The 22203-nt window shown below is 59.3% G+C and carries 12 protein-coding genes, 3 rRNA genes, 2 pseudogenes and 1 other annotated feature; of the genes and pseudogenes, 6 read left to right on the top strand and 11 right to left on the bottom strand.

What is annotated here, in order from left to right:
* Window positions 1-111: 111 nt before the first annotated feature.
* The 7 genes from GEM_RS01150 to paaA all read right to left on the bottom strand — a co-directional run bounded on the left by GEM_RS01150 (window position 112) and on the right by paaA (window position 5498).
* The gene (locus GEM_RS01150; RefSeq protein ID WP_006757885.1) at window positions 112-717 is read right to left on the bottom strand and encodes a TetR/AcrR family transcriptional regulator; all 606 of its coding nucleotides are present in this window, start codon (window positions 715-717) and stop codon (window positions 112-114) included.
* Between the two features lie 22 nt (window positions 718-739).
* Window positions 740-1555 carry a DUF1835 domain-containing protein gene (locus GEM_RS01155; RefSeq protein WP_014895627.1) on the bottom strand — a complete coding sequence of 272 codons (816 nt, stop codon included), beginning with the start codon at window positions 1553-1555 and terminating at the stop codon, window positions 740-742.
* 129 nt (window positions 1556-1684) lie between these two features.
* Window positions 1685-2773 carry a 1,2-phenylacetyl-CoA epoxidase subunit PaaE gene (paaE, locus tag GEM_RS01160; protein WP_014895628.1) on the bottom strand — a complete coding sequence of 363 codons (1089 nt, stop codon included), beginning with the start codon at window positions 2771-2773 and terminating at the stop codon, window positions 1685-1687.
* Window positions 2774-2775: 2 nt separating this feature from the next.
* Window positions 2776-3339: a 1,2-phenylacetyl-CoA epoxidase subunit PaaD gene (gene paaD, locus GEM_RS01165; RefSeq protein WP_014895629.1), complete on the bottom strand. Its 564-nt coding sequence runs from the start codon at window positions 3337-3339 to the stop codon at window positions 2776-2778.
* 25 nt (window positions 3340-3364) lie between these two features.
* Entirely contained in the window at window positions 3365-4168 is an 804-nt protein-coding gene (gene paaC / locus GEM_RS01170; protein WP_014895630.1) for a 1,2-phenylacetyl-CoA epoxidase subunit PaaC, read from the bottom strand.
* A 10-nt stretch (window positions 4169-4178) separates the two neighbouring features.
* The gene (gene paaB, locus GEM_RS30830; protein WP_014895631.1) at window positions 4179-4463 is read right to left on the bottom strand and encodes a 1,2-phenylacetyl-CoA epoxidase subunit PaaB; all 285 of its coding nucleotides are present in this window, start codon (window positions 4461-4463) and stop codon (window positions 4179-4181) included.
* A gap of 36 nt (window positions 4464-4499) precedes the next feature.
* Complete coding sequence (gene paaA, locus GEM_RS01180) at window positions 4500-5498, bottom strand: 1,2-phenylacetyl-CoA epoxidase subunit PaaA (RefSeq protein ID WP_014895632.1); 999 nt, start codon at window positions 5496-5498, stop codon at window positions 4500-4502.
* A 200-nt stretch (window positions 5499-5698) separates the two neighbouring features.
* Here paaA and GEM_RS01185 point away from each other — a divergent pair, with 200 nt between their 5' ends.
* The 4 genes from GEM_RS01185 to rrf all read left to right on the top strand — a co-directional run bounded on the left by GEM_RS01185 (window position 5699) and on the right by rrf (window position 12606).
* A complete protein-coding gene (locus tag GEM_RS01185; protein ID WP_014895633.1) occupies window positions 5699-6964 on the top strand; it encodes an SGNH/GDSL hydrolase family protein in 1266 nt (421 codons plus the stop codon).
* 567 nt (window positions 6965-7531) lie between these two features.
* Window positions 7532-9064 (top strand): 16S ribosomal RNA (locus GEM_RS01190).
* Window positions 9065-9458: 394 nt separating this feature from the next.
* Window positions 9459-12339 (top strand): 23S ribosomal RNA (locus tag GEM_RS01195).
* Between the two features lie 154 nt (window positions 12340-12493).
* Window positions 12494-12606: ribosomal RNA gene (gene rrf / locus GEM_RS01200) — 5S ribosomal RNA — on the top strand.
* The 16S, 23S and 5S rRNA genes sit together here, the layout of an rRNA operon.
* Before the next feature lie 822 nt (window positions 12607-13428).
* On the opposite strand, the gene GEM_RS31030 is transcribed toward rrf, so the two are convergent.
* The 4 genes and pseudogenes from GEM_RS31030 to GEM_RS01225 form a co-directional block, all read right to left on the bottom strand.
* Entirely contained in the window at window positions 13429-13725 is a 297-nt protein-coding gene (locus GEM_RS31030) for a hypothetical protein (RefSeq protein ID WP_148283796.1), read from the bottom strand.
* A gap of 1172 nt (window positions 13726-14897) precedes the next feature.
* Window positions 14898-15669 (top strand) — a sequence feature (23S ribosomal RNA rRNA prediction is too short).
* A gap of 257 nt (window positions 15670-15926) precedes the next feature.
* A protein-coding gene (locus GEM_RS01215; RefSeq protein ID WP_148283797.1) for an IS3-like element IS407 family transposase occupies window positions 15927-17047 on the bottom strand; the annotation gives its coding sequence in 2 pieces (ribosomal slippage) (window positions 15927-16789 and window positions 16789-17047; 1122 coding nt in all).
* A 135-nt stretch (window positions 17048-17182) separates the two neighbouring features.
* Window positions 17183-17254: pseudogene (locus GEM_RS32480) on the bottom strand (hypothetical protein); the annotation flags it as partial.
* 272 nt (window positions 17255-17526) lie between these two features.
* On the bottom strand, window positions 17527-18189 hold the full coding sequence (locus GEM_RS01225) for an integrase core domain-containing protein (RefSeq protein ID WP_080599346.1): 663 nt from the start codon (window positions 18187-18189) through the stop codon (window positions 17527-17529).
* 192 nt (window positions 18190-18381) lie between these two features.
* On the opposite strand from GEM_RS01225, the pseudogene GEM_RS01230 reads away from it, so the two are divergent.
* Window positions 18382-19185, top strand: a pseudogene (locus tag GEM_RS01230) (IS3 family transposase); the annotation flags it as partial.
* A gap of 431 nt (window positions 19186-19616) precedes the next feature.
* Window positions 19617-22190: a DNA phosphorothioation-associated putative methyltransferase gene (locus GEM_RS29340; RefSeq protein ID WP_014895639.1), complete on the top strand. Its 2574-nt coding sequence runs from the start codon at window positions 19617-19619 to the stop codon at window positions 22188-22190.
* Window positions 22191-22203: the final 13 nt, after the last annotated feature.

Below are 22203 nucleotides of genomic sequence, written 5' to 3' on the forward strand. Positions count from 1 at the left end.
TAGTTCATAAGCTACTTATTTGATTTTAAACGAATTTAAAATTCATCATATGAAACGTGTGGCAGGCTGTCTCAGTGTGCCCGCCGTGCAGTGCATGCTGCTGCGCGGCAATCACGCGCCGGGCGACAGTCCGCGTTCCATCAGGTCGATCACCTGCTCGGCGAAGTCGCGGTAGCCGAGGCGGCCGCCCGGCTTGAGCCACGTGAACGTCCAGTTGATCATCCCGAACACCATCATCGTGACCGACGTCTGGTTTTCCTTCGAGATCCGGTCCGGATACGCGCGCGCGAGCTGGCGTGCGAATGCCGCGACGATGTCGCGCTGGCGATCGAGCACGATTTCGCGCTGCGCATCCTCGAGGTACTTCACGTCGTTGAGCAATGCGACATGGCGGCTGTGCGACGTCTCGTACTCGGCGAGAAACGCGCGCACGAGTTCCGCGAACGCGTCGCGCTCGCTCAGGCCGCGCCGCTGGCTCGCACCCTCGACCTCGGCGATGATCAGCATCAAGCGCTTCGTGTAGCGGTCGAGCAGATCGAACAGGATCGCTTCCTTGCTCTCGTAATAGTGATAAAGACGTGCCTTCGACGTGCCGCTCGCGGTCGCGAGATCGGACATCGACGTGCTCGGATAGCTCGTCTGCGCGAATTTCTCGGCGGCGAGATCGAGGATCTGCTCGCGCTGGGATTCGTGGTCGGGCGCTCGGGTACGGGCCATGGTCGAATGCGAAAGAGTAGCGTTAGCGAGGCGCGGCCGCGGCGCGCACCTGCGTGGAAGAGAGGGCGGCCGGTGCGTCGTCCTGCAGCTCGAGCCGGCCGGCCGCCGCGAGTTCGCGGCAGCGCCACCAGGCGATCGAGTCGCTGACGAACAGCCCGCCGCGGTCGGCGCCGGCCATGATGCTGCCGACGACGTGCCGCGCGGGCAGCCAGCCGGTTTCCGCGTGCGCGACGATCAGCGCGTCGAGGTCCGCGTAATGGCCGCTCTTGATCGTATTGCTGACCCAGTAGCGCAACTCGGCATTCAGGTGCTTCGCCTCCTGCCATTCGAGCGCGAGGCGGCCGATGCGCAGCACCGAGATCGGCGCGGCCACCGGCCGTTTCCGGCTCAGCGCCGCAGGCGAGAACATCCCGGTCGAGCATGCCTGGTCGGTGCGGGTCAGCGCCGCGCGCTGCGGCGCGTCGAGGTCGGCGGCCGACAGCCGCACCTCGTTCAGGCGCTGCGGCACGTTGCGCAGGTGATAGGCGACGCGGCGCAGCAGCAGCTTGTCGCCGACGCTTGGCGCATGCCAGACGACCACCTGCCCCGTATCCATCGCGAGCTGGTCGAGGCGGGCGAACTCGCCTTCGATTTCCGCGTTCCAGTCGGGAATCTGGTCGCCGAGCACGCGCTGCCAGAAGGTGGCGCGCGTCTCGGGCGTCTCGTCGACGCCCTTCAGCGGCCCGACCGCGAGATCGTCGAGCAATCCGACGACGCGCTCGTCGCGTCCGGCTTGCGCGAGGGCCTCGCGCAGCGACGCGGCGGCGGAGCCGCCCTGAATCACGTGAATGGTACTCATCGGCCTGTCATCAACAAAAGAAAACCGCCGGCCGGGCGGACGTTGCGACGTCCAGCCGGCCGGCGGCCCCTAGTGTAAGCGAGATGTGTGACGACGAGAAACCGGTGCGGCGTGCCGGTGCGAAGTCGCTCAACGCTCGTCGAAGCTTACGACGACCTTGTCGCTGATCGGGTGGCACTGGCACGTGAGCACGAAGCCGTCCTGCACTTCGTGTTCCTCGAGCGTGTAGTTCTTTTCCATCCGGACTTCGCCTTCGACCACCTTCGCGCGACAGGTGCAGCACACGCCGCCCTTGCACGCATACGGCAGCGCGAGGCCCGCGCGCAGGCCGACGTCGAGCAGGCTGACGCCTTCGTACGGCAGGCGCAGCTTGCGCTTCTTGCCGTCGAGCACGATTTCGAGGTCGGCGGCCGGCGTCTGGTCGGTGATTTCGACGACGGGCGCGCCGGCCTGCGGCAGCGGCGTGCCGAAGCGTTCGACATGTACCTTGGCCGGCGGCACGCCGGCTGCCTTCAATGCGGCTTCGGCCGCGTCCATCATCGGTCCGGGGCCGCAGATGAACGCTTCGTCGATGGCATCGGCCGGCGTCAGCGTGGCGAGGAATTCCGCGCATTTCGCCTGGTCGAGCACGCCGTTGAACAACTCGACGTCCTGCAGGTCGTCCGACAGCACGTGATACAGGACGAAGCGGTTCATGTAGCGGTTTTTCAGGTCCTCCAGCTCCTCCGCGAACATGATCGCGTCGACGCTGCGGTTGCCGTAGATCAGCGTGAACGTGCTGCGCGGTTCGAGTTCGAGCGTCGTCTTCACGATCGCCAGCACCGGCGTGATGCCTGAGCCGCCGGAAAACGCGACGTACTGTTTGCCGTGATCGGCGTTCAGGTGCGTGAAGAAGCGGCCGTCCGGCGTCATCACGTCGATCGTGTGGCCCGGTTTCAGCGAATCGAACGCGAAGTTCGAGAAGCGGCCGCCGCGCACGCGCTTGATGCCGATGCGCAGTTCGCCGTCGCGGTCGTAGTCGGTCGTGCCGACACAGATCGAGTACGAGCGGCGCGTCTCTTCGCCGTCGATGTGGGTCTTCAGCGTGACGAACTGGCCTTGCGTGAAGCGGTACGCGTCGCGCAGTTCGGGCGGCACGTCGAACGAGACGGTAACGGCGTCGGCGGTCTCGGGCCGCACGTCGCGGATACGCAGCGGGTGAAATTGCGGGGTCGCCATGATCAATAGGGTTTGAAGTAGTCGAAGGGTTCCCGGCAGTCGACGCAGCGATACAGCGCCTTGCAGGCCGTGGACGCGAATTGCGCGAGACGCTCGGTGCGGGCCGAGCCGCAGCGCGGGCAAACCGGCGCCGCGACGGGCCGCGGTACGAAACGCACGACGTTTTCCCGCGGCGCGGCGCTGCCGCACTGGCCGACCGGCGGCGCGATGCCGTACGCGCGCAGCTTGTCGCGGGCCTCCTGCGTGATCCAGTCGGTCGTCCACGCGGGCGCGAGCACCGTCTCGATCCGGTGCGGCGGCAGGTCGGCGGCCTGCAGTGCGGCGGCGATGTCCTCGGCGATCTGCGACATCGCCGGGCAGCCGGAGTAGGTCGGCGTGATCACGACTTCGAGCAGGCCGTCGTCCGCGCGACGGACGTCGCGCAGGATGCCCAGTTCGCGGATCGACACGACCGGGATTTCAGGATCGGGCACGGCTTCGAGCACGTCCCACGCGCGCGCAAGCAACGGATCGTTGCGGTGCGCGGCGGGTCCGGCATGAGCGGGGGCGGCGGTCTGGACGGACATCGTCGGGCTCCGTTGGGTCGGCCGGTTACCAGGTCGCGCCGGGATGCTGGCGCGCGAGGCTCTGCATTTCCGCGAGCAGGTAGCCCATGTGCTCCGAGTGCTCGCCCTGCTTGCCGGTCGTCACATGCTGTACGGGCGCCGGCAGCACGAGCGTCGCTTCGGCGAGTGCATCGTCCACGTCCGCGCGCCACGCGGCTTCGAGCGCGGCCGGTGCCGGGCCGATGCCCGGGGCGGAGATCGCGTCGTCGATCGCGTCGGCCGCGAAGAATTCGCGCGTGTACGGGATCAGGTAATCGAGCGCTGCCTGCGCGCGGCGGTTCGATTCGTCGGTGCCGTCGCCGAGGCGCACGAGCCATTCGCGTGCGTGCTGCACGTGATAGCGGGTCTCCTTCACCGATTTCGCGGCGATCGCGGCGAGTTGCGCGTCCGTCGACGTTTCGAGCGCGCTCCACACGTGCAGCATCAGCGTCGCGTAGAGGAAGTTGCGCACGATCGTCACCGCGTAGTCCTTGTCGGCGTGCGCGGTGCCGGCGATCGGGCCGTAGTGCGGCAGCTCGGCGAGCGTGAAGTTCGCGAACTCGCGTTCGGTGCGGAAATACGCGTAGTCGTCTTCCGTCTTCGCCGCGCCGTTGAGCTGGCGCTCGAGTTCGGCTGCGTGCGTGTACAGCATGCGGGCCTGGCCGATGAGGTCGAGGCTCATGTTGGTGAGCGCGATGTCTTCCTCGAGGATCGGGCCGTGGCCGCACCATTCGGCGTTGCGCTGACCGAGGATCAGCGCGTTGTCCGCGAGGCGCAGCACGTAGGAGAGGTGTTCGGGCGTGATCGTCATGGCGCGGGCGTTACATGTGGTTGACTTCGTCGGGCAGCGTGTAGAACGTCGGGTGACGGTAGATCTTGTCGCCCGCCGGTTCGAACAGCTCGGCCTTCTCGGCCGGATCCGACGCGGTGATCGCCGCCGACGGCACCACCCAGATGCTCACGCCTTCCTGGCGGCGCGTGTAGACGTCGCGCGCCATGCGCAGCGCCATCGACGCGTCGGCCGCGTGCAGGCTGCCGCAATGCTTGTGGTCGAGGCCCTGCTTGCTGCGCACGAACACTTCCCAGATCGGCCATTCCTTGTTCATCGCTTTCTCCTGATTCCTGAATTCGAGTGTTGCCGCTCAGGCGGCGTGCTGTTCGGCGCGGGCTTGGCGCTTCGCTTCGTGCGCGAGCGCCGCTTCACGCACCCAGGCGCCGTCGTCGTGTGCTTTCACGCGGGTCGCGAGGCGTTCCTTGTTACACGGGCCGTCACCGTTCACCACGCGCCAGAATTCGTCCCAGTCGATCGTGCCGTAGTCGTGGTGACCGCGCGCCTCGTTCCACTTCAGGTCCGGGTCCGGCAGCGTCACGCCGAGCACCTTCGCCTGGTCGACCGTCGCGTCGACGAACTTCTGCCGCAGGTCGTCGTTCGTGATCCGCTTGATGCCCCATTTCGCGGACTGGTTGCTGTGGACCGAATCGGCGTCGCTCGGGCCGAACATCATCAGCACCGGCCACCACCAGCGGTTCACCGCCTGCTGGACCATCGCGCGCTGCGCGTCGGTGCCCTTCATCATCGACAGCAGCGCATCGAAGCCCTGGCGCTGGTGGAACGACTCTTCCTTGCACACGCGGATCATTGCGCGCGCGTACGGGCCGTACGTGCAGCGGCACAGCGGGATCTGGTTCATGATCGCGGCGCCGTCGACGAGCCAGCCGATCACGCCGACGTCGGCCCAGGTCGGCGTCGGATAGTTGAAGATGCTCGAATATTTCGCCTTGCCGGCGTGCAGCGCGTCGATCAGCGAATCGCGCGACACGCCGAGCGTTTCGGCCGCGCTATAAAGATAAAGGCCGTGGCCGGCTTCGTCCTGGACCTTCGCGAGCAGGATCGCCTTGCGCTTCAGGCTCGGCGCGCGCGAGATCCAGTTGCCCTCCGGCAGCATGCCGACGACTTCCGAGTGCGCGTGCTGCGAGATCTGACGGACCAGCGTCTTGCGGTAGGCGTCGGGCATCCAGTCCTGCGGTTCGATCTTGCCGTCCGCGGCCACGACCGCGTCGAACCGCGCCTGCTCGGGCGACTCGGCTGCGGCGTCGAGCGGCGCGACGTTGCCGGGGATGTCGAGGGATTGCGTGTACATGGCGGAGGTTCTCGTCCGGTTGAATGTGTGCGCAGTATAAACCAACCGACCGGTCGGTTAATAAATTTCTTGACGATTTGCGGTAAGACTCGGGTAAACGTGGGGCGTCGGGGCGCAATCGCACGGGCAAAGGGCGGTTCGGCGCGTGTCAGCGGCGGCTTCTGCGGCACAATGCCCGCTTTCCGATGAGGATTTCGCCGATGTCATTCCGAAGCAGTTTCGTCGCGACCGTGTTGGGCGCGTCCGTTTTCCTGTCGCCGCTTGCGGCCTCGGCCGCGCCGGCAGGGTGGGTCGCCGCATGGGCGACCGCATTGCAGCCGATTCCCGACCTCGCCGCGCCGCCGCCCCTCTATCGCGCGCCCGACGTGGCCGGGCGGACCGTCCGGCAGATCGTCTACCCGACGGTGTCGGGGCGTGCCGCGCGGATTCGCGTCAGCAATGCATACGGTCGCGCGCCGCTGGTGATCGAGGTTGCCGGTCTTGCGCGCGCGGGTGACGGCGCCGCGCTTGCGGACGGTACCGCCGCTCCGGTGCGCTTCGGCGGCAAGGCGTCGGTGACGCTCGCGCCGGGCCAGGAACTCGAGAGCGACCCGGTGGCGATCGACGTGACGGCCGGGCGGCCGGTTGCTGTCAGTCTCCGGATGGGCGCGAACCAGCGGATGACCGTGTGGCACCGCGTGTCGAATCAATACAATTACGTATCGGCGCCGGGCGATCACGTGAACGATTCGGGCGCCAGCGCGTTCCGCACCCGCTTTACCCAATATGTATGGGTGACCGAGCTTGCCGTCGAGGCCGGTTCCGCGCGGGCGAGTGTCGCGGCGATCGGCGATTCGATCACCGACGGATTGCGTTCCAGCCTGAATCTGAACCGGCGCTGGCCGGACGCGCTGACGCGCCGGCTGGCCGCGTCGGGGCCGGATTCGCTCGGCGTGGTGAATCTCGGGATCAGCGGCAACCGGCTGCTCAGCGATTCGGCATGCTACGGCACGTCGCTGGCGTCGCGGTTCGAGCGCGATGCGCTGTCGCGTGCGGGGGTGAAGGCGGCTATCGTTCTGATCGGTATCAATGACATCAATTTTGCGACGATGCCGCCGCGAGCCGGGCTCGATTGCGACAGTCCCCACACGCAGGTCACGGCCGCGTCGTTGATCGACGGCTATCGCCGGTTGATCGAGGCAGCGCACCGCCAGGGGGTGAAGGTCTTCGGTGCGACGCTCACGCCTGCCGCGTTGCCGGCCGGACGCGAGGCGATCCGGCTCGAGGTGAACCGGTGGATTCGGAGCGGCGGCGGGTTCGACGGTGTGGTCGACTTCGACGCGGTACTGCGCGATCCGGCGCGCCCGAGTGTGCTGCAGCGCCGCTACGATAGCGGCGACGGTATTCACCCGAGCGACGCCGGCTATGCGGCGATGGCCGATGCGGTTCCGGTGGAGCAGCTGCAGGCCGCGGTCGGCGGCAAGTGACGTCGCCTTATATATAGAGGGGCGAGCCGCCCGCTGCCTCAAGATCGGGGGCGACACGTAGCCCAACGAACCCAAAGCCCCCGTGCGCGGCAGCGCACGGGGGCTTTTTCAAAATATTTTCACAAAGGGGCTTGCGGAGACGGGGCAGGGTGCTTAGAATCACGCCTCTTTCGCGCTAACGGAAACGCAGCGCGGGAGGGAAGGGAAGCGGTGCTGTCGGGGTTGGTGGTAGCGACCCAGGCGCACACGAAGTTGAACCCCAGCCGTCGCAACGAAGTAGTTAAAAAAGTTGTTGACGAGTTGAAAAAGACGGTTCATAATCTCGCTTCTCTGCTGCTGAAAACGCAGCGCTGCTGAGAAACGCGAAGTTTCTTGCAGAAATGCTCTTTAAAAATTAACAGCCGATAAGTGTGGGCGCTTGATGGCAGCGAGCTGATCTTCGGATCAGATAGCGAAAGTATCAAGAGTCTCACACTAAAGTAAGTCAGGTTTATGAAGCAATTCATATTCCTGTCAGCTTTGAGTGAGCGACCGGTTCTTAACTGAACCGAAAACAGTAACAGGTTTAAACTGAAGAGTTTGATCCTGGCTCAGATTGAACGCTGGCGGCATGCCTTACACATGCAAGTCGAACGGCAGCACGGGTGCTTGCACCTGGTGGCGAGTGGCGAACGGGTGAGTAATACATCGGAACATGTCCTGTAGTGGGGGATAGCCCGGCGAAAGCCGGATTAATACCGCATACGATCTACGGATGAAAGCGGGGGACCTTCGGGCCTCGCGCTATAGGGTTGGCCGATGGCTGATTAGCTAGTTGGTGGGGTAAAGGCCTACCAAGGCGACGATCAGTAGCTGGTCTGAGAGGACGACCAGCCACACTGGGACTGAGACACGGCCCAGACTCCTACGGGAGGCAGCAGTGGGGAATTTTGGACAATGGGCGAAAGCCTGATCCAGCAATGCCGCGTGTGTGAAGAAGGCCTTCGGGTTGTAAAGCACTTTTGTCCGGAAAGAAATCCTTGACCCTAATACGGTCGGGGGATGACGGTACCGGAAGAATAAGCACCGGCTAACTACGTGCCAGCAGCCGCGGTAATACGTAGGGTGCAAGCGTTAATCGGAATTACTGGGCGTAAAGCGTGCGCAGGCGGTTTGCTAAGACCGATGTGAAATCCCCGGGCTCAACCTGGGAACTGCATTGGTGACTGGCAGGCTAGAGTATGGCAGAGGGGGGTAGAATTCCACGTGTAGCAGTGAAATGCGTAGAGATGTGGAGGAATACCGATGGCGAAGGCAGCCCCCTGGGCCAATACTGACGCTCATGCACGAAAGCGTGGGGAGCAAACAGGATTAGATACCCTGGTAGTCCACGCCCTAAACGATGTCAACTAGTTGTTGGGGATTCATTTCCTTAGTAACGTAGCTAACGCGTGAAGTTGACCGCCTGGGGAGTACGGTCGCAAGATTAAAACTCAAAGGAATTGACGGGGACCCGCACAAGCGGTGGATGATGTGGATTAATTCGATGCAACGCGAAAAACCTTACCTACCCTTGACATGGTCGGAATCCCGCTGAGAGGTGGGAGTGCTCGAAAGAGAACCGGCGCACAGGTGCTGCATGGCTGTCGTCAGCTCGTGTCGTGAGATGTTGGGTTAAGTCCCGCAACGAGCGCAACCCTTGTCCTTAGTTGCTACGCAAGAGCACTCTAAGGAGACTGCCGGTGACAAACCGGAGGAAGGTGGGGATGACGTCAAGTCCTCATGGCCCTTATGGGTAGGGCTTCACACGTCATACAATGGTCGGAACAGAGGGTTGCCAACCCGCGAGGGGGAGCTAATCCCAGAAAACCGATCGTAGTCCGGATTGCACTCTGCAACTCGAGTGCATGAAGCTGGAATCGCTAGTAATCGCGGATCAGCATGCCGCGGTGAATACGTTCCCGGGTCTTGTACACACCGCCCGTCACACCATGGGAGTGGGTTTTACCAGAAGTGGCTAGTCTAACCGCAAGGAGGACGGTCACCACGGTAGGATTCATGACTGGGGTGAAGTCGTAACAAGGTAGCCGTATCGGAAGGTGCGGCTGGATCACCTCCTTTCCAGAGCTTCTCGCAAAGTTGAGCGCTCACGCTTATCGGCTGTTGATAAAGACAGAAAGACTGTCTGTTAGCGGTTTTATCGGTTATAATGCCGGCCGCTTTCGATAATCTTCAATGAAAAATGTTCGAATGATGATTCATTCGAGTCTTTCTCATTGGCGATTGAGCCAGTCAGAGCGGTACGAAAGTATCGGCTGTCGTTCTTTAACAATCTGGAAGAAGTAAGTAATTTGGATAGCGGAAGCGTCTATGAGATGGACGTGAAAACTATCCGGGTTGTGATTGTATCGATGTATCTCAAGATGATTCGAACTCTATGTTTGACTCAATTGGAATACGGCACAACGCGAGAACTCAACCTGTAGCGACTGTCGATGAGACAGACTCGTTATAGGGTCAAGCGAACAAGTGCATGTGGTGGATGCCTTGGCGATCACAGGCGATGAAGGACGCGGTAGCCTGCGAAAAGCTACGGGGAGCTGGCAAACAAGCTTTGATCCGTAGATGTCCGAATGGGGAAACCCACTCCTTTTGGAGTATCCATAGCTGAATACATAGGCTATGCGAAGCGAACGCGGTGAACTGAAACATCTAAGTAACCGCAGGAAAAGAAATCAACCGAGATTCCCAAAGTAGTGGCGAGCGAAATGGGATGAGCCTTGCACTCTTTATTTGTATTGTTAGCCGAACGCTCTGGAAAGTGCGGCCATAGCGGGTGATAGCCCCGTAGGCGAAAACAGTATGAAAGAACTAGGTGTGCGACAAGTAGGGCGGGACACGTGAAATCCTGTCTGAAGATGGGGGGACCATCCTCCAAGGCTAAATACTCGTGATCGACCGATAGTGAACCAGTACCGTGAGGGAAAGGCGAAAAGAACCCCGGGAGGGGAGTGAAATAGATCCTGAAACCGCATGCATACAAACAGTCGGAGCCTCGTAAGGGGTGACGGCGTACCTTTTGTATAATGGGTCAGCGACTTACGTTCAGTAGCAAGCTTAACCGTATAGGGCAGGCGTAGCGAAAGCGAGTCCGAATAGGGCGTTCAGTTGCTGGGCGTAGACCCGAAACCAAGTGATCTATCCATGGCCAGGATGAAGGTGCGGTAACACGTACTGGAGGTCCGAACCCACTAACGTTGAAAAGTTAGGGGATGAGCTGTGGATAGGGGTGAAAGGCTAAACAAACTTGGAAATAGCTGGTTCTCTCCGAAAACTATTTAGGTAGTGCCTCGTGTCTCACCTTCGGGGGTAGAGCACTGTCATGGTTGGGGGGTCTATTGCAGATTACCCCGCCATAGCAAACTCCGAATACCGAAGAGTGCAATCACGGGAGACAGACATCGGGTGCTAACGTCCGGTGTCAAGAGGGAAACAACCCAGACCGCCAGCTAAGGTCCCCAAATATAGCTAAGTGGGAAACGAAGTGGGAAGGCTAAAACAGTCAGGAGGTTGGCTTAGAAGCAGCCACCCTTTAAAGAAAGCGTAATAGCTCACTGATCGAGTCGTCCTGCGCGGAAGATGTAACGGGGCTAAGCTATATACCGAAGCTGCGGATGCGTGCTTTGCACGCATGGTAGGAGAGCGTTCCGTAAGCCTGCGAAGGTGCGTTGAAAAGCGTGCTGGAGGTATCGGAAGTGCGAATGCTGACATGAGTAGCGATAAAGGGGGTGAAAGGCCCCCTCGCCGTAAGCCCAAGGTTTCCTACGCAACGTTCATCGGCGTAGGGTGAGTCGGCCCCTAAGGCGAGGCAGAAATGCGTAGCTGATGGGAAGCAGGTCAATATTCCTGCACCATTGTTAGATGCGATGGGGGGACGGATCGCGGAAGGTTGTCCGGGTGTTGGAAGTCCCGGTCGCTGCATTGGAGAAGGCACTTAGGCAAATCCGGGTGCGTAATTCAAGGGTGTGGCGCGAGCTCCTTAGGGAGCGAAGCAATTGGAAGTGGTTCCAAGAAAAGCCTCTAAGCTTCAGTCTAATGATGACCGTACCGCAAACCGACACAGGTGGGCGAGATGAGTATTCTAAGGCGCTTGAGAGAACTCGGGAGAAGGAACTCGGCAAATTGGTACCGTAACTTCGGGATAAGGTACGCCCTTGTAGCTTGATGCCCCTGCGGGCAAAGGGTGAAGGGGTTGCAATAAACTGGTGGCTGCGACTGTTTAATAAAAACACAGCACTCTGCAAACACGAAAGTGGACGTATAGGGTGTGACGCCTGCCCGGTGCCGGAAGATTAAATGATGGGGTGCAAGCTCTTGATTGAAGTCCCGGTAAACGGCGGCCGTAACTATAACGGTCCTAAGGTAGCGAAATTCCTTGTCGGGTAAGTTCCGACCTGCACGAATGGCGTAACGATGGCCACACTGTCTCCTCCCGAGACTCAGCGAAGTTGAAGTGTTTGTGATGATGCAATCTACCCGCGGCTAGACGGAAAGACCCCATGAACCTTTACTGTAGCTTTGCATTGGACTTTGAACCGATCTGTGTAGGATAGGTGGGAGGCTATGAAACCGGAACGCTAGTTTCGGTGGAGCCGTCCTTGAAATACCACCCTGGTTTGTTTGAGGTTCTAACCTTGGCCCGTGATCCGGGTCGGGGACAGTGCATGGTAGGCAGTTTGACTGGGGCGGTCTCCTCCCAAAGCGTAACGGAGGAGTACGAAGGTACGCTAGGTACGGTCGGAAATCGTGCTGATAGTGCAATGGCATAAGCGTGCTTAACTGCGAGACCGACAAGTCGAGCAGGTGCGAAAGCAGGTCATAGTGATCCGGTGGTTCTGTATGGAAGGGCCATCGCTCAACGGATAAAAGGTACTCTGGGGATAACAGGCTGATACCGCCCAAGAGTTCATATCGACGGCGGTGTTTGGCACCTCGATGTCGGCTCATCTCATCCTGGGCTGTAGCCGGTCCCAAGGGTATGGCTGTTCGCCATTTAAAGAGGTACGTGAGCTGGGTTTAAAACGTCGTGAGACAGTTTGGTCCCTATCTGCCGTGGGCGTTGGATATTTGAAGGGGGCTGCTCCTAGTACGAGAGGACCGGAGTGGACGAACCTCTGGTGTACCGGTTGTCACGCCAGTGGCATCGCCGGGTAGCTATGTTCGGAAGAGATAACCGCTGAAAGCATCTAAGCGGGAAACTCGCCTTAAGATGAGATATCCCTGGGGACTAGATCCCCTTGAAGGGTCGTTCGAGACCAGGACGTTGATAGGTCAGGTGTGTAAGCGCAGTAATGCGTTCAGCTAACTGATACTAATTGCCCGTAAGGCTTGATCCTATAACAAGTCTGCCTTGTAGATCGGCGCCGTGCGCAAGCACTGGCCGCAAGATCCAGAGCGACAAGTTGGATTCTCGTGTGTGATACACACAACCAAAATTACTGCTTCTTCCCAGATTGGTCGCGTTGCGAAGCAACGCGACAACCCTCTTTGCCTGATGACCATAGCGAGTCGGTCCCACCCCTTCCCATCCCGAACAGGACCGTGAAACGACTCTACGCCGATGATAGTGCGGATTCCCGTGTGAAAGTAGGTAATCGTCAGGCTCCCTAAGCCAGAAACCCCCGCCCGAAAGGCGGGGGTTTTTGCATTGGCGCGGCGGAAATGGTGGGGTGCTGAGGCGCTGAGCTGGTCGCTGGCATCGACGGGCGGTGAGCTGGCCGCGAGCTGTACTCTAATGCACGCCGGTAACTCCATGCCGCAACCTGGTTGAGATCAACTGGATCTCGCTGCAACCCGTTGTCGGACCGCAGCCATGACCGTGAGTCTCGCACCGCTCGCAGCACGGTTGCCGGATCGACGCTGAATCGTTTGAGCTGGCGGCAGCTGAACGAGGCAATTCAATCCGCATCACGGCCGGCAGCATCGGACCTCGCGCAGCGAGATCCGCGGCTTCCTTCGGCTCTACAGCCGCAGGCACTGAGTGCCATGCGGTTTCCATCCTCCGAATGACTCGACCGGCGGTTACGCCGCCGATCCCCCGGGCGCGCGGCGAGGGTCCGGTGACTCGTCTGGCTGCCGGGACTGGCTGCGTCATGCTCGGCGCGATTTCGTCTCCTGGTCTTTCACCGCTATTTGTCCCCTGGGGTACGTCGCACATCGCAACGAGGCGTCGTGTTTGGTCAATTTGTTATTTCTAGTTAATTGGTGGTCTACCTTTGCTATCTTCGGTCAATGTCGGCGATTTTTTGGTGGTGAAGCCGCCCCGCAATTGGCGCAATTCGGGGCACATCCGCAGCATCTCCGTCAGCAGCGCAAGCCCGCGAGAGCAAGACCGTTGGTAGCCGAATGAGGTGCAAAACCGTCATCGAGCGATCCAGCGAAGTCGACGCAGCAAGACGCAAAATTTGTCCAGCGGCTCGATCCTGTCAGAAGTCCGCGCTGTTGTTTCTGACGAGCGCGGGCTGGCCATTCCGGAGGACGTAGATTTCCTCGACGAGCGAATAGGCGGTGCCGCCGAAGCAGTCACGACCTTCGCCCATCAATGCAAAATGCGCACCGTCCAGGTTGACGCCGGTCGACCGTACCGTGCATGCGGTGCCTGGATCGCTCAATGCCGAATGCTCGACCGCGGCAAGCCGGCGAATCGCGCTTTTACCCTGTTCTCGGGTCAACGCGGCAGCGCCGGGCAACGAGCGATCGATGGCGACGAACTCGCGTCGCACGTCAACTTCCCTGCATCCTGATCGGTATGAGGCGCGCCATATGCCCCGCCGTCGAAGCCGACGCAGGTATATGCGCTCAACTGAACGAGACGCGCGTCGTATCGACATGACGGACGTCGTGTGTACAACGCGGCCTCGCTCTGATAGGCCGACCAAACGCTCATGTTGGTCGGCCTGCACGACGGTCCGACACAACACGCGCTGCACTGCTGGACGTTCGCTGCGACGGCGATGCGCAGGGCCATGCGGCAGCCCGGAGCGCGGTCGCATATCGTCGCGTATCAGCGGCAGCAAGACATCAAGGCAGGTCGCGTTGTCCGAGTCGCCCCGGGTGGCGTCATCGTCGCTGCTGGCTGCGATAAGGTAGACCGATGCATCGTTCAGTAGCCACGCGTACGCAATCGCTTCCGGAGTCATGGCGCTCGCGGGTTTCGCCCCGTCATATGTCGCGGCCAAGCAACCGGCGTCGATGGCCGGCTTTAACGTGTCGTGTCGTACGCCGCGAGCGCGGTGTGGCTCTCGGAAAGCGCCTGCTGCCGGATCGCGGCGATCGTTCCTGCGCGGCACCAGGCATTTTCGGGGGTGCCTGCTTGTGCCGCGGGAGCGCAGAAGATCAACGCGAAGGCAAAAAGGAAAACTGGATCTCGCATGGGGCGGAGGAGGGGGCGATCGCGCGACACGGGATGGTACCGTGCCTGCTTTCCGATCGCGGTGATGAGGGCTTCGTCGATCCTGGCACCTGTTCCTGAAAGGTCGGTTCTGGCGTCGCAGCGGAGCTGGCGGAAGCGGCGGTGCTCTATCCCGAATCCGGTTTCGGCGCGCCGGCCAACCCTGTAAAGTCGCGAGCCGTCCCGTAGCTGGCGGCAGGCTGATGTGTCGCTATTAACCGACTTCGACCGGTTCGAGCCGCCGAAGAAGGTGCTGCAAACCCATCCGGCATGGAAATTGCGATTTTTTTCATCTGCCCGCTTGGCATTATGCGCGGGAGGTCGTATGATGGCGGTCTTTCGTTTTCAGCGAAGATGCAAATCGGCGCTGAAGGCGGAGTCTGACGAAGATGTGGGCGCCGATAGGCGATCCTCTCGTGCTTGCCTCAGCCAGGCGAGTGTGGGTGTCGGGTGAGTCGAGCGGGCGCGCTGGAAGAGAATGAAAATAATCTTCCGGATGTGCTTGACAAGAGTTCGATGCACCCCCATAATCGTCAGTTCTCTACGGAGGGGTGCCCGAGTGGCTAAAGGGGGCAGACTGTAAATCTGTTGGCTTACGCCTACGTTGGTTCGAATCCAACCTCCTCCACCAAGAATATCAGCGCAGTGAGTGGTAAGGGATCGTAGTGGCCCGTGCGGGTGTGGAAGTCCCGGTCGCTGCATTGGAGAAGGCACTTAGGCAAATCCGGGTGCGTAATTCAAGGGTGTGGCGCGAGCTCTTTAGGGAGCGAAGCAATTGGAAGTGGTTCCAAGAAAAAGCCTCTAAGCTTCAGTCTAATGATGACCGTACCGCAAACCGACCCAGGTGGGCCGAGATGAATATTCTAAGGCGCTTGGAAAGAACTCGGGAAAAAGGAACTCCGGCAAATTGGTACCCGTAACTTCCGGGATAAGGTACCGCCCTTTGTAGCTTGAATGCCCCTTGCCGGGCAAAGGGTTGAAAGGGGTTTGCAATAAAACTGGGGGGCTTGCAACTGGTTTAATAAAAAACCCAAGCACTTTTGCAAAACACGAAAAGTGGAACGTATAAGGGTGGTGAACCCCTTGCCCCGGTGCCCGGAAAGATTAAATGGATGGGGGTCGCAAAGCTTTTTGGATTGAAATTCCCCGGGTAAACCGGGCGGGCCCGTAAACTATTAACCGGGTCTTAAAGGGTAACGGAAATTTCCCCTTGTCGGGGGGAAATTTCCCGAACAGGACCGTGAAACGACTCTACGCCGATGATAGTGCGGATTCCCGTGTGAAAGTAGGTAATCGTCAGGCTCCCTAAGCCAGAAACCCCCGCCCGAAAGGCGGGGGTTTTTGCATTTGAGCGACGGAAATGCGCGGTGCGCCTGGTATGGGTTGCAGCTCGTGCTGAAAGGCTACACGGCAGCGGGCCTGAGTGACCGGCCCGCTGCGATTGCAGCACGATCGTCGCTTGTCACAGTTACTAACGGTGCGGAGTTGACCTGCCCCCATCAGTAGGGCCAATGGGCTTCTAGCAAAGTCCCTTTAAACCAACTCCTGGAAAGCGGCAGGAGCATCCGCGGTTGCCCGATGTTTCGCCGCAAACTCTGACGGCGCAAGGTAGTTCAATGCGCTGTGCGGCCTTTGCTCGTTGTAGTCCTGACGCCATGCCGCGATGACAGCCCGAGCGTGTGCAAGCGTCGTGAACCAGTGCTCGTTAAGGCATTCGTCGCGGAACTTGCCGTTGAACGACTCGATGTACGCATTCTGCGTTGGCTTGCCCGCCTGAATCAACTTCAGCGTGACGCCGTTCGCATACGCCCACTGGTCAAGCGCGCGGCTCGTAAATTCGGGGCCCTGGTCTGTTCGCACGGCCTTGGGATAGCCACGGAAGCGAGCTGCACGGTCCAATGCCCGAGCGACATACAAACCTGAGATGCCATGGTCGACGACGATGTCGACAGCCTCTTTCGTGAAGTCGTCGACGACGGTCAGGCACTTCACGCGCCGGCCGTTGGAAAGCGCATCCATCACGAAATCGATTGACCACACCTCGTTGGGCGCGCCCGGCAATGCCAGTTGCTCGCGCTCAATCATGACGCCGTGGCGCTTGCGACGGCGCCGCACAGCCAGCCCTGCCTCACGGTACAGACGATAGATGCGCTTGTGATTGGCGTGCGTGCCTTCGCGTTCCACCAGGGCGTGCAGTCGGCGGTAGCCGAATCGACGACGTTCGTGCGCCAACTCCACCAGACGCGCCGCTAGCACCTCATTCTCGTGGTCCGGCTTCGCGTCGTAATGCAGCACGCTGCGAGAAAGCCCGACAAGCCGGCAGGCGCGGCGCTCAGAGATGTTGACCTTCTCCCGAATCGCCGACACTGCTTCGCGTTTGGCTTGCGGGCTCAGGGCTTTCCCTTGACGACGACCTTCAACGCTTCCATATCGAGCATTGCTTCGGCCAACAGTTTCTTCAGCCGGGCATTCTCCACCTCGAGGTCCTTGAGCCGGCGGGCTTCCGAGACTTCCATGCCGCCGAACTTCGCCCGCCAGGTGTAGAACGACGCGTCACTGAACCCGTGCTTCCTGCACAGTTCCTTGACCGGCACACCGGCCTCGGCTTCCTTCAGAAACCCGATGATTTGCTGTTCCGTAAAGCGCTTCTTCATGTTCGTCTTCTTCTCCGAAAACGAACTTTACTAGACTCCGGCTGGCCCTGTTTGCAGGGGGCAGGTCAGAGTATCGGGCACCGAGCTACCTAGACGGATGGTGACTTGCGACGCCCACCATGGGCAATGCGCCGATCACATCGGCGTGATGATGAGTCGCTTGTGCTCGACAGTAATTCGGACGCGTTCTCCCGCCTCGAATCCCGCGTCCTCAAGTCATACGCCCGCTAATTTGATCCACGGGTAATACGTCGTGTTCAGTTTCCGGTGCGCTCTGATGGCACGGAGGACTCTAGACAAGGAGTGATGGCGTGCTGACTCTTGAATCTTGACGAAGCGTTCCGTTACGACGGGGTGTGACTTATGATTGGCGTTAGCCATTTCCGACTCCTGGGTTGAGTTGGTGGTGGTCAGCGGGTCGTATGGGTGGCAGCCCATGCGGCCCGCGCTCTTACTGTTTCGCTCTCTCTTCAGTCTTCCTACTCATTCGCGATTTCTAGCGAAGCGATCTTCTCTATCGAGCGCCACAGACAGTCTAGTTCGTGGGGCATCTCATAAATCGGTTTTGTTGTCGAATAGCCAAACGGGAGATGCTGACCCCACTCCGCCGAGTACATCATTCGTAATTTAGTGGGCTTGCCGGTTTTCGGTTGATGCAGTTGCCGGAATTGGTCCGGCGCCAGTTGCCTAAAGGCGCTATGCGGGCGCACTGAGTTGTAGTCGGTGCGCCAGGCTTCGATTCGCATGCGTGCATCGTCGAGACTGACGAACGCATGCTGGTTCAAACATTCTTCGCGCAGTCGGCCGTTGAAGCTTTCGATGTGCGCGTCTTCCACCGACTTGCCTGGACGAATGAACTGCAGCTTGACGCCATGTTCGTGCGCCCAGGCATCGAGCGCCTTGCTGACGAACTCCCGTCCATTATCCACCTGAGTCGGGTTGGGACATCGCCCTCGTTGCCGCAACTGCTCGAGCACGTGCGCCACGCGTACACCCGTTAGCGAGAAGTCGACATCGATGTGCGGACACTCGCGGTTCCACGCGTCGATGATCGCCAACATGCGTATGCGTCGGCCATGCACCAGCGCGTCAGCAACAAAGTCCATCGCCCAGCTTTCGTCGGCGCCATTGGCTGTCGGCATCACCACGCGTGGATGACTCGGGCGTGTCTTTCGACGCTTCAGGCGAAGCGACAGGCCTTCTGCGCGGTACAGCCGCTCAGTGCGCTTGTGGTTCTGGACCAGATGACCTGAGACAGATCGTGTAGCCAAGCGGCAAGTGAGTTCTCTTATCCTAGAGGCAAGGAGAACTCGATGAAGAAGCGACACACCGACGTCCTGATCCGGCGGGGGCTGTCACAACGCAAGGCATGTCGTTACCTGGAGTTAAGTCGCCGGATGCCGGCTTACAAACCCAAGCAGCCAGAGAAAGATCGGCTTCTGGGCGAGCAGTTGATCGCAGCGTCTCAGGAGGTACCGCGCTTTGGCTATCGCCGTATCTCGGCATGGCTGTCGTTGGGCGAATCGCGGGTGCGCCGCCTGTGGCGAAACCTGAAGCTGAGTATCCCGAGACGGCGACCGCGCCGGCGACGCTGCGGCAGCGACATTCGCCTGCCCGGCGCGACGCGGCCCAATTCGGTTTGGAGCTACGACTTCGTCCATGATCAGTTGGTGGACGGCCGGGTCTTGAAGATGCTGTGCGTAATCGATGAATACACGCGGGAATGTCTGGCGATCGAGGTCGGCGCCAGCCTGCGCTCGCAGGACGTGATTCTGGTGCTGTCGAGGTTGATGCGGTTGTACGGCAAGCCGGCGTTCATTCGGTCGGACAACGGCGCGGAATTTACCGCCGCCCGCGTCATGCGCTAGTTGCGCGATGCGTCTATCGGCCCGGCCTTCATCACGCCCGGTAGCCCATGGCAAAACGGCTTTGTCGAAAGCTTCAATGGCAAGCTGCGCGACGAGTTGCTGAATCGCGAATGGTTCCGCAGTCCCGCCGAAGCTAAGGTGCTCATCGAGCAGTGGCGAAAGTTTTACAACGAGCGGCGCCCGCATAGCGCTCATCGCTACCAACCTCCAGCCACGGTCCGTCGAGCCTGGCTGGAGTCCGATAATATCGACATGCGACTCACTGCTTAACTGGCTACAAAATCCCGCCGCAGGTCACTCCAGTTGCCGCAATCGTCGCGCTTCCGACACATCCATGCCGCCGTAACGGCTACGTCAGCTATAGAACGTCGCATTGCCGCATAGGTCTGCGACCTTCATGCCTGCGTCGGCTTTCTTCAGCACCCCGATAATCTGCTCTTAGCTGAACCGCGATTTCTTCATGACAAGGGTTCTCCTGCGGCCTAGCCACTAACCTTACAGTGGGATACTTCAGAGGGGAAAGGTCAGTGGCAGCGCACGCGCCCCGCGCTTTTTGCGGTGCAGCTGTTTGAGTCTATACAGATGGCCATCTCATAAAGCGCTGCGACGCGACGTTGGCAGAGAGTAGTATCAGTGGATCTCGTGACGTTAGCGTAGGATAACCACTGGTGTTATTACGACGACGGTAAGGGGAGCGGACTATGGAAGAAATCGAACGATCGTCTTCGCGCCTCAGCTTTGGCAAGCGAGTCATGGACGACTGGTATATCCATCGTATCGGCATCGAGTTCTTGGAGAAAGGGCTTCAGGCGATCGTCATTGCTGCACTAGAGTCTGCCCCGGGGGTGGCCTATGAGCGGGCAAATGTAATCAAATTGAATCTCGCGTCCTTACGAATATCTCTGCTTCGATACGACGATTTCTTTGACGCCTCGTTTCCAGTGCTTCTGGAGTCGTGGAGCCTCTCGGCTCAGAGTGAGCAGACGATCACGTACCGTTCATACCTCGACTCGCTAAATCCGCCGATTCTTCATCGGAAAGAATTGTTGCTGCCGCCATCGCATCCACTGCGCCCGAAATTCGAAGCGGTTACCCGTCAGGCAGAGGAATTGGGGCTGTTCGACGAGACAACGACGATCGGTTTTCGAGAAAATTGGTCTCGTCTGGTTTCTGCCAAGGGATACAAGATTGTCGGTTCGGACTTCGTACCAATTGGAAATATGGAGATTGAGTCAAAACACCTTCCAGTTGATATTTCGGATCATACTCCGGTATATCGCCATCTCACGGCTCTAAGTAGGTGGAGTCTGTCAGCCCCCGTTCAGCTTCTAATACGACACGCCTTACTTTCCCCGGGCAAAGAGATCCTAGATTACGGTTGTGGTAAAGGCGACGATATCGCCACCCTGAACGCTCAAGGCTACTCAGCTCGTGGTTGGGATCCGTTCTATGCTGCCGATAATACGATAAGCCAAGCCCCCGTAGTCAATCTGGGATTCGTTCTGAATGTCATCGAGGACCCGAATGAACGACGGGAAGCCCTGCATAGGGCATTCCATGTCGCGGATGAAGTACTGGCTATTGCCGTCATGTTGGGTGGAGGTGCGACACCAGGACTTCCTTATCGTGATGGGGTGCTCACGTCGCGGAACACGTTTCAGAAGTACTTTTCACAGGAGGAGCTGAAGCAGTACGTCCAACAGGAGCTTGGTGAGGAGGCGTTTCTAGTTGGGCCGGGCGTGTGTTTCGTGTTCAAGGATAAGAATGTCGAGCAACGATTTACTGCCAATCGATATCGTCGACGGGATCTGCCGAATCGAATCCTCAAACGACATCACAAAGAAAGCAGCGTACGACCTCGTAAACCATCGAGCGCCTACGAGCGCTTACCGGAAGATGCTCGCGCGTGGCTCGGGCGCATGTGGGAAGTTGCCCTGGATCTGGGGAGAGTGCCAGAACGCGACGAAGTGCCATTTCTGCCGGATATTGAAAACAATGTTGGATCTTATCGGCGAGCATTGCGCTTCATCGAGACAGCGTTCGATCGAGCCCAGCTGACGATGGCAGCCGCTGTCCGCGCTGATGACCTGCGTCTATTCTTTGCATTGGGGCACTTTTCAAAACGCCCTCCGTACAGAAGCCTCGAAACGAGGTTGCAGAGAGACATCAAGGCGTTCTTTGGCGATTACCGATCCGCGCAGGCTGATGGTATGCGGCTGCTTAGGGATGCGGCCACCCCAGATGCAATTCGGATGGCTTGTCGGGTAGCTGCAGAACAAGGCATAGGTTGGCTCGACAAGGAAGACGCTTTGCACCTGCATACCACTGCAATAGACCGACTTCCGGTGATTCTCCGTGTTTACGTCGGATGCGGCCTCTTGATTTATGGAGATGCCGGGGAGGCTCAGCTGATCAAAGTACATTCGTTATCCGGAAAACTTACCTTGCTTGAGTACGAAGGCTTTGATGCGTCTCCTTTGCCTCTCATGGCCAAGCGCATAAAAATAAACATCCGGAAACAAGACTATGAAGTTTTCGAGTACGGGGGAAAATACGAGAAACCATATCTGTATTACAAGTCGCGCTACCTAAACGAAGAGTACCCGAGGTATGCAGAGCAACTGGCGTTTGATAGTGAGCTGGAACGGCTTGAATTGTTCGACTCCGCTGGGCATGGGATTCCTGCGCTAAAGTTTGCTGATTCGCTCGAGCTGCATCGACGATCTGTCCGTGGTTTCTCTCTTGTTAGAAGTGACACTATTCCACCATTGGATCAGTCATGTGGAAAATACTTCTGCTATCGCGATTTCATTGAATGTGGCGAAACACAGCTGAACACAGGCATCGACAATGCTCCTCAACGACCAGAATCGTTCAATGCACTGCACGATCTGGCAACCAACCTCTTGGATCCGATCATCGATTACTTCGGCGGCATCAAGCTGACGTACGGATTTTGTTCGCGTGCGTTGAGCAAACACATCAAGGCGCGCGTCGCTCCCCAGCTCGACCAGCACGCTGCCTATGAACGTAGTTCGAGAGGAAAGCTGATTTGTGACAGAGGAGGGGCTGCATGCGATTTCATTGTCCCGGATGAGGACATGGAAGAGGTCAGTCGGTGGATTATGGAAAATTTACCGTTTGACCGACTGTACTTCTATGGGAAGGCGTGCCCCGTACACGTCAGCTATGCAGAGAAGCCACAGGGTGACGCGTATGAGATGAGAGAGGTAGCCAACGGGCGACGCATACCTCGTCCCATAATCCATCGCTGACTCACTCGCTTAC

The organism is Burkholderia cepacia GG4 (assembly GCF_000292915.1).
In the GTDB taxonomy this organism is placed as follows: Bacteria; Pseudomonadota; Gammaproteobacteria; order Burkholderiales; family Burkholderiaceae; genus Burkholderia; species Burkholderia cepacia_D.

Coding starts and splice junctions, on each gene's coding strand:
- GEM_RS01150 (WP_006757885.1), bottom strand. CDS start 717: ATGGCCCGTACCCGAGCGCCCGACCACGAATCCCAGCGCGAGCAGATC.
- GEM_RS01155 (WP_014895627.1), bottom strand. CDS start 1,555: ATGAGTACCATTCACGTGATTCAGGGCGGCTCCGCCGCCGCGTCGCTG.
- paaE (WP_014895628.1), bottom strand. CDS start 2,773: ATGGCGACCCCGCAATTTCACCCGCTGCGTATCCGCGACGTGCGGCCC.
- paaD (WP_014895629.1), bottom strand. CDS start 3,339: ATGTCCGTCCAGACCGCCGCCCCCGCTCATGCCGGACCCGCCGCGCAC.
- paaC (WP_014895630.1), bottom strand. CDS start 4,168: ATGACGATCACGCCCGAACACCTCTCCTACGTGCTGCGCCTCGCGGAC.
- paaB (WP_014895631.1), bottom strand. CDS start 4,463: ATGAACAAGGAATGGCCGATCTGGGAAGTGTTCGTGCGCAGCAAGCAG.
- paaA (WP_014895632.1), bottom strand. CDS start 5,498: ATGTACACGCAATCCCTCGACATCCCCGGCAACGTCGCGCCGCTCGAC.
- GEM_RS01185 (WP_014895633.1), top strand. CDS start 5,699: ATGTCATTCCGAAGCAGTTTCGTCGCGACCGTGTTGGGCGCGTCCGTT.
- GEM_RS01225 (WP_080599346.1), bottom strand. CDS start 18,189: ATGCCGACAGCCAATGGCGCCGACGAAAGCTGGGCGATGGACTTTGTT.
- GEM_RS29340 (WP_014895639.1), top strand. CDS start 19,617: ATGGAAGAAATCGAACGATCGTCTTCGCGCCTCAGCTTTGGCAAGCGA.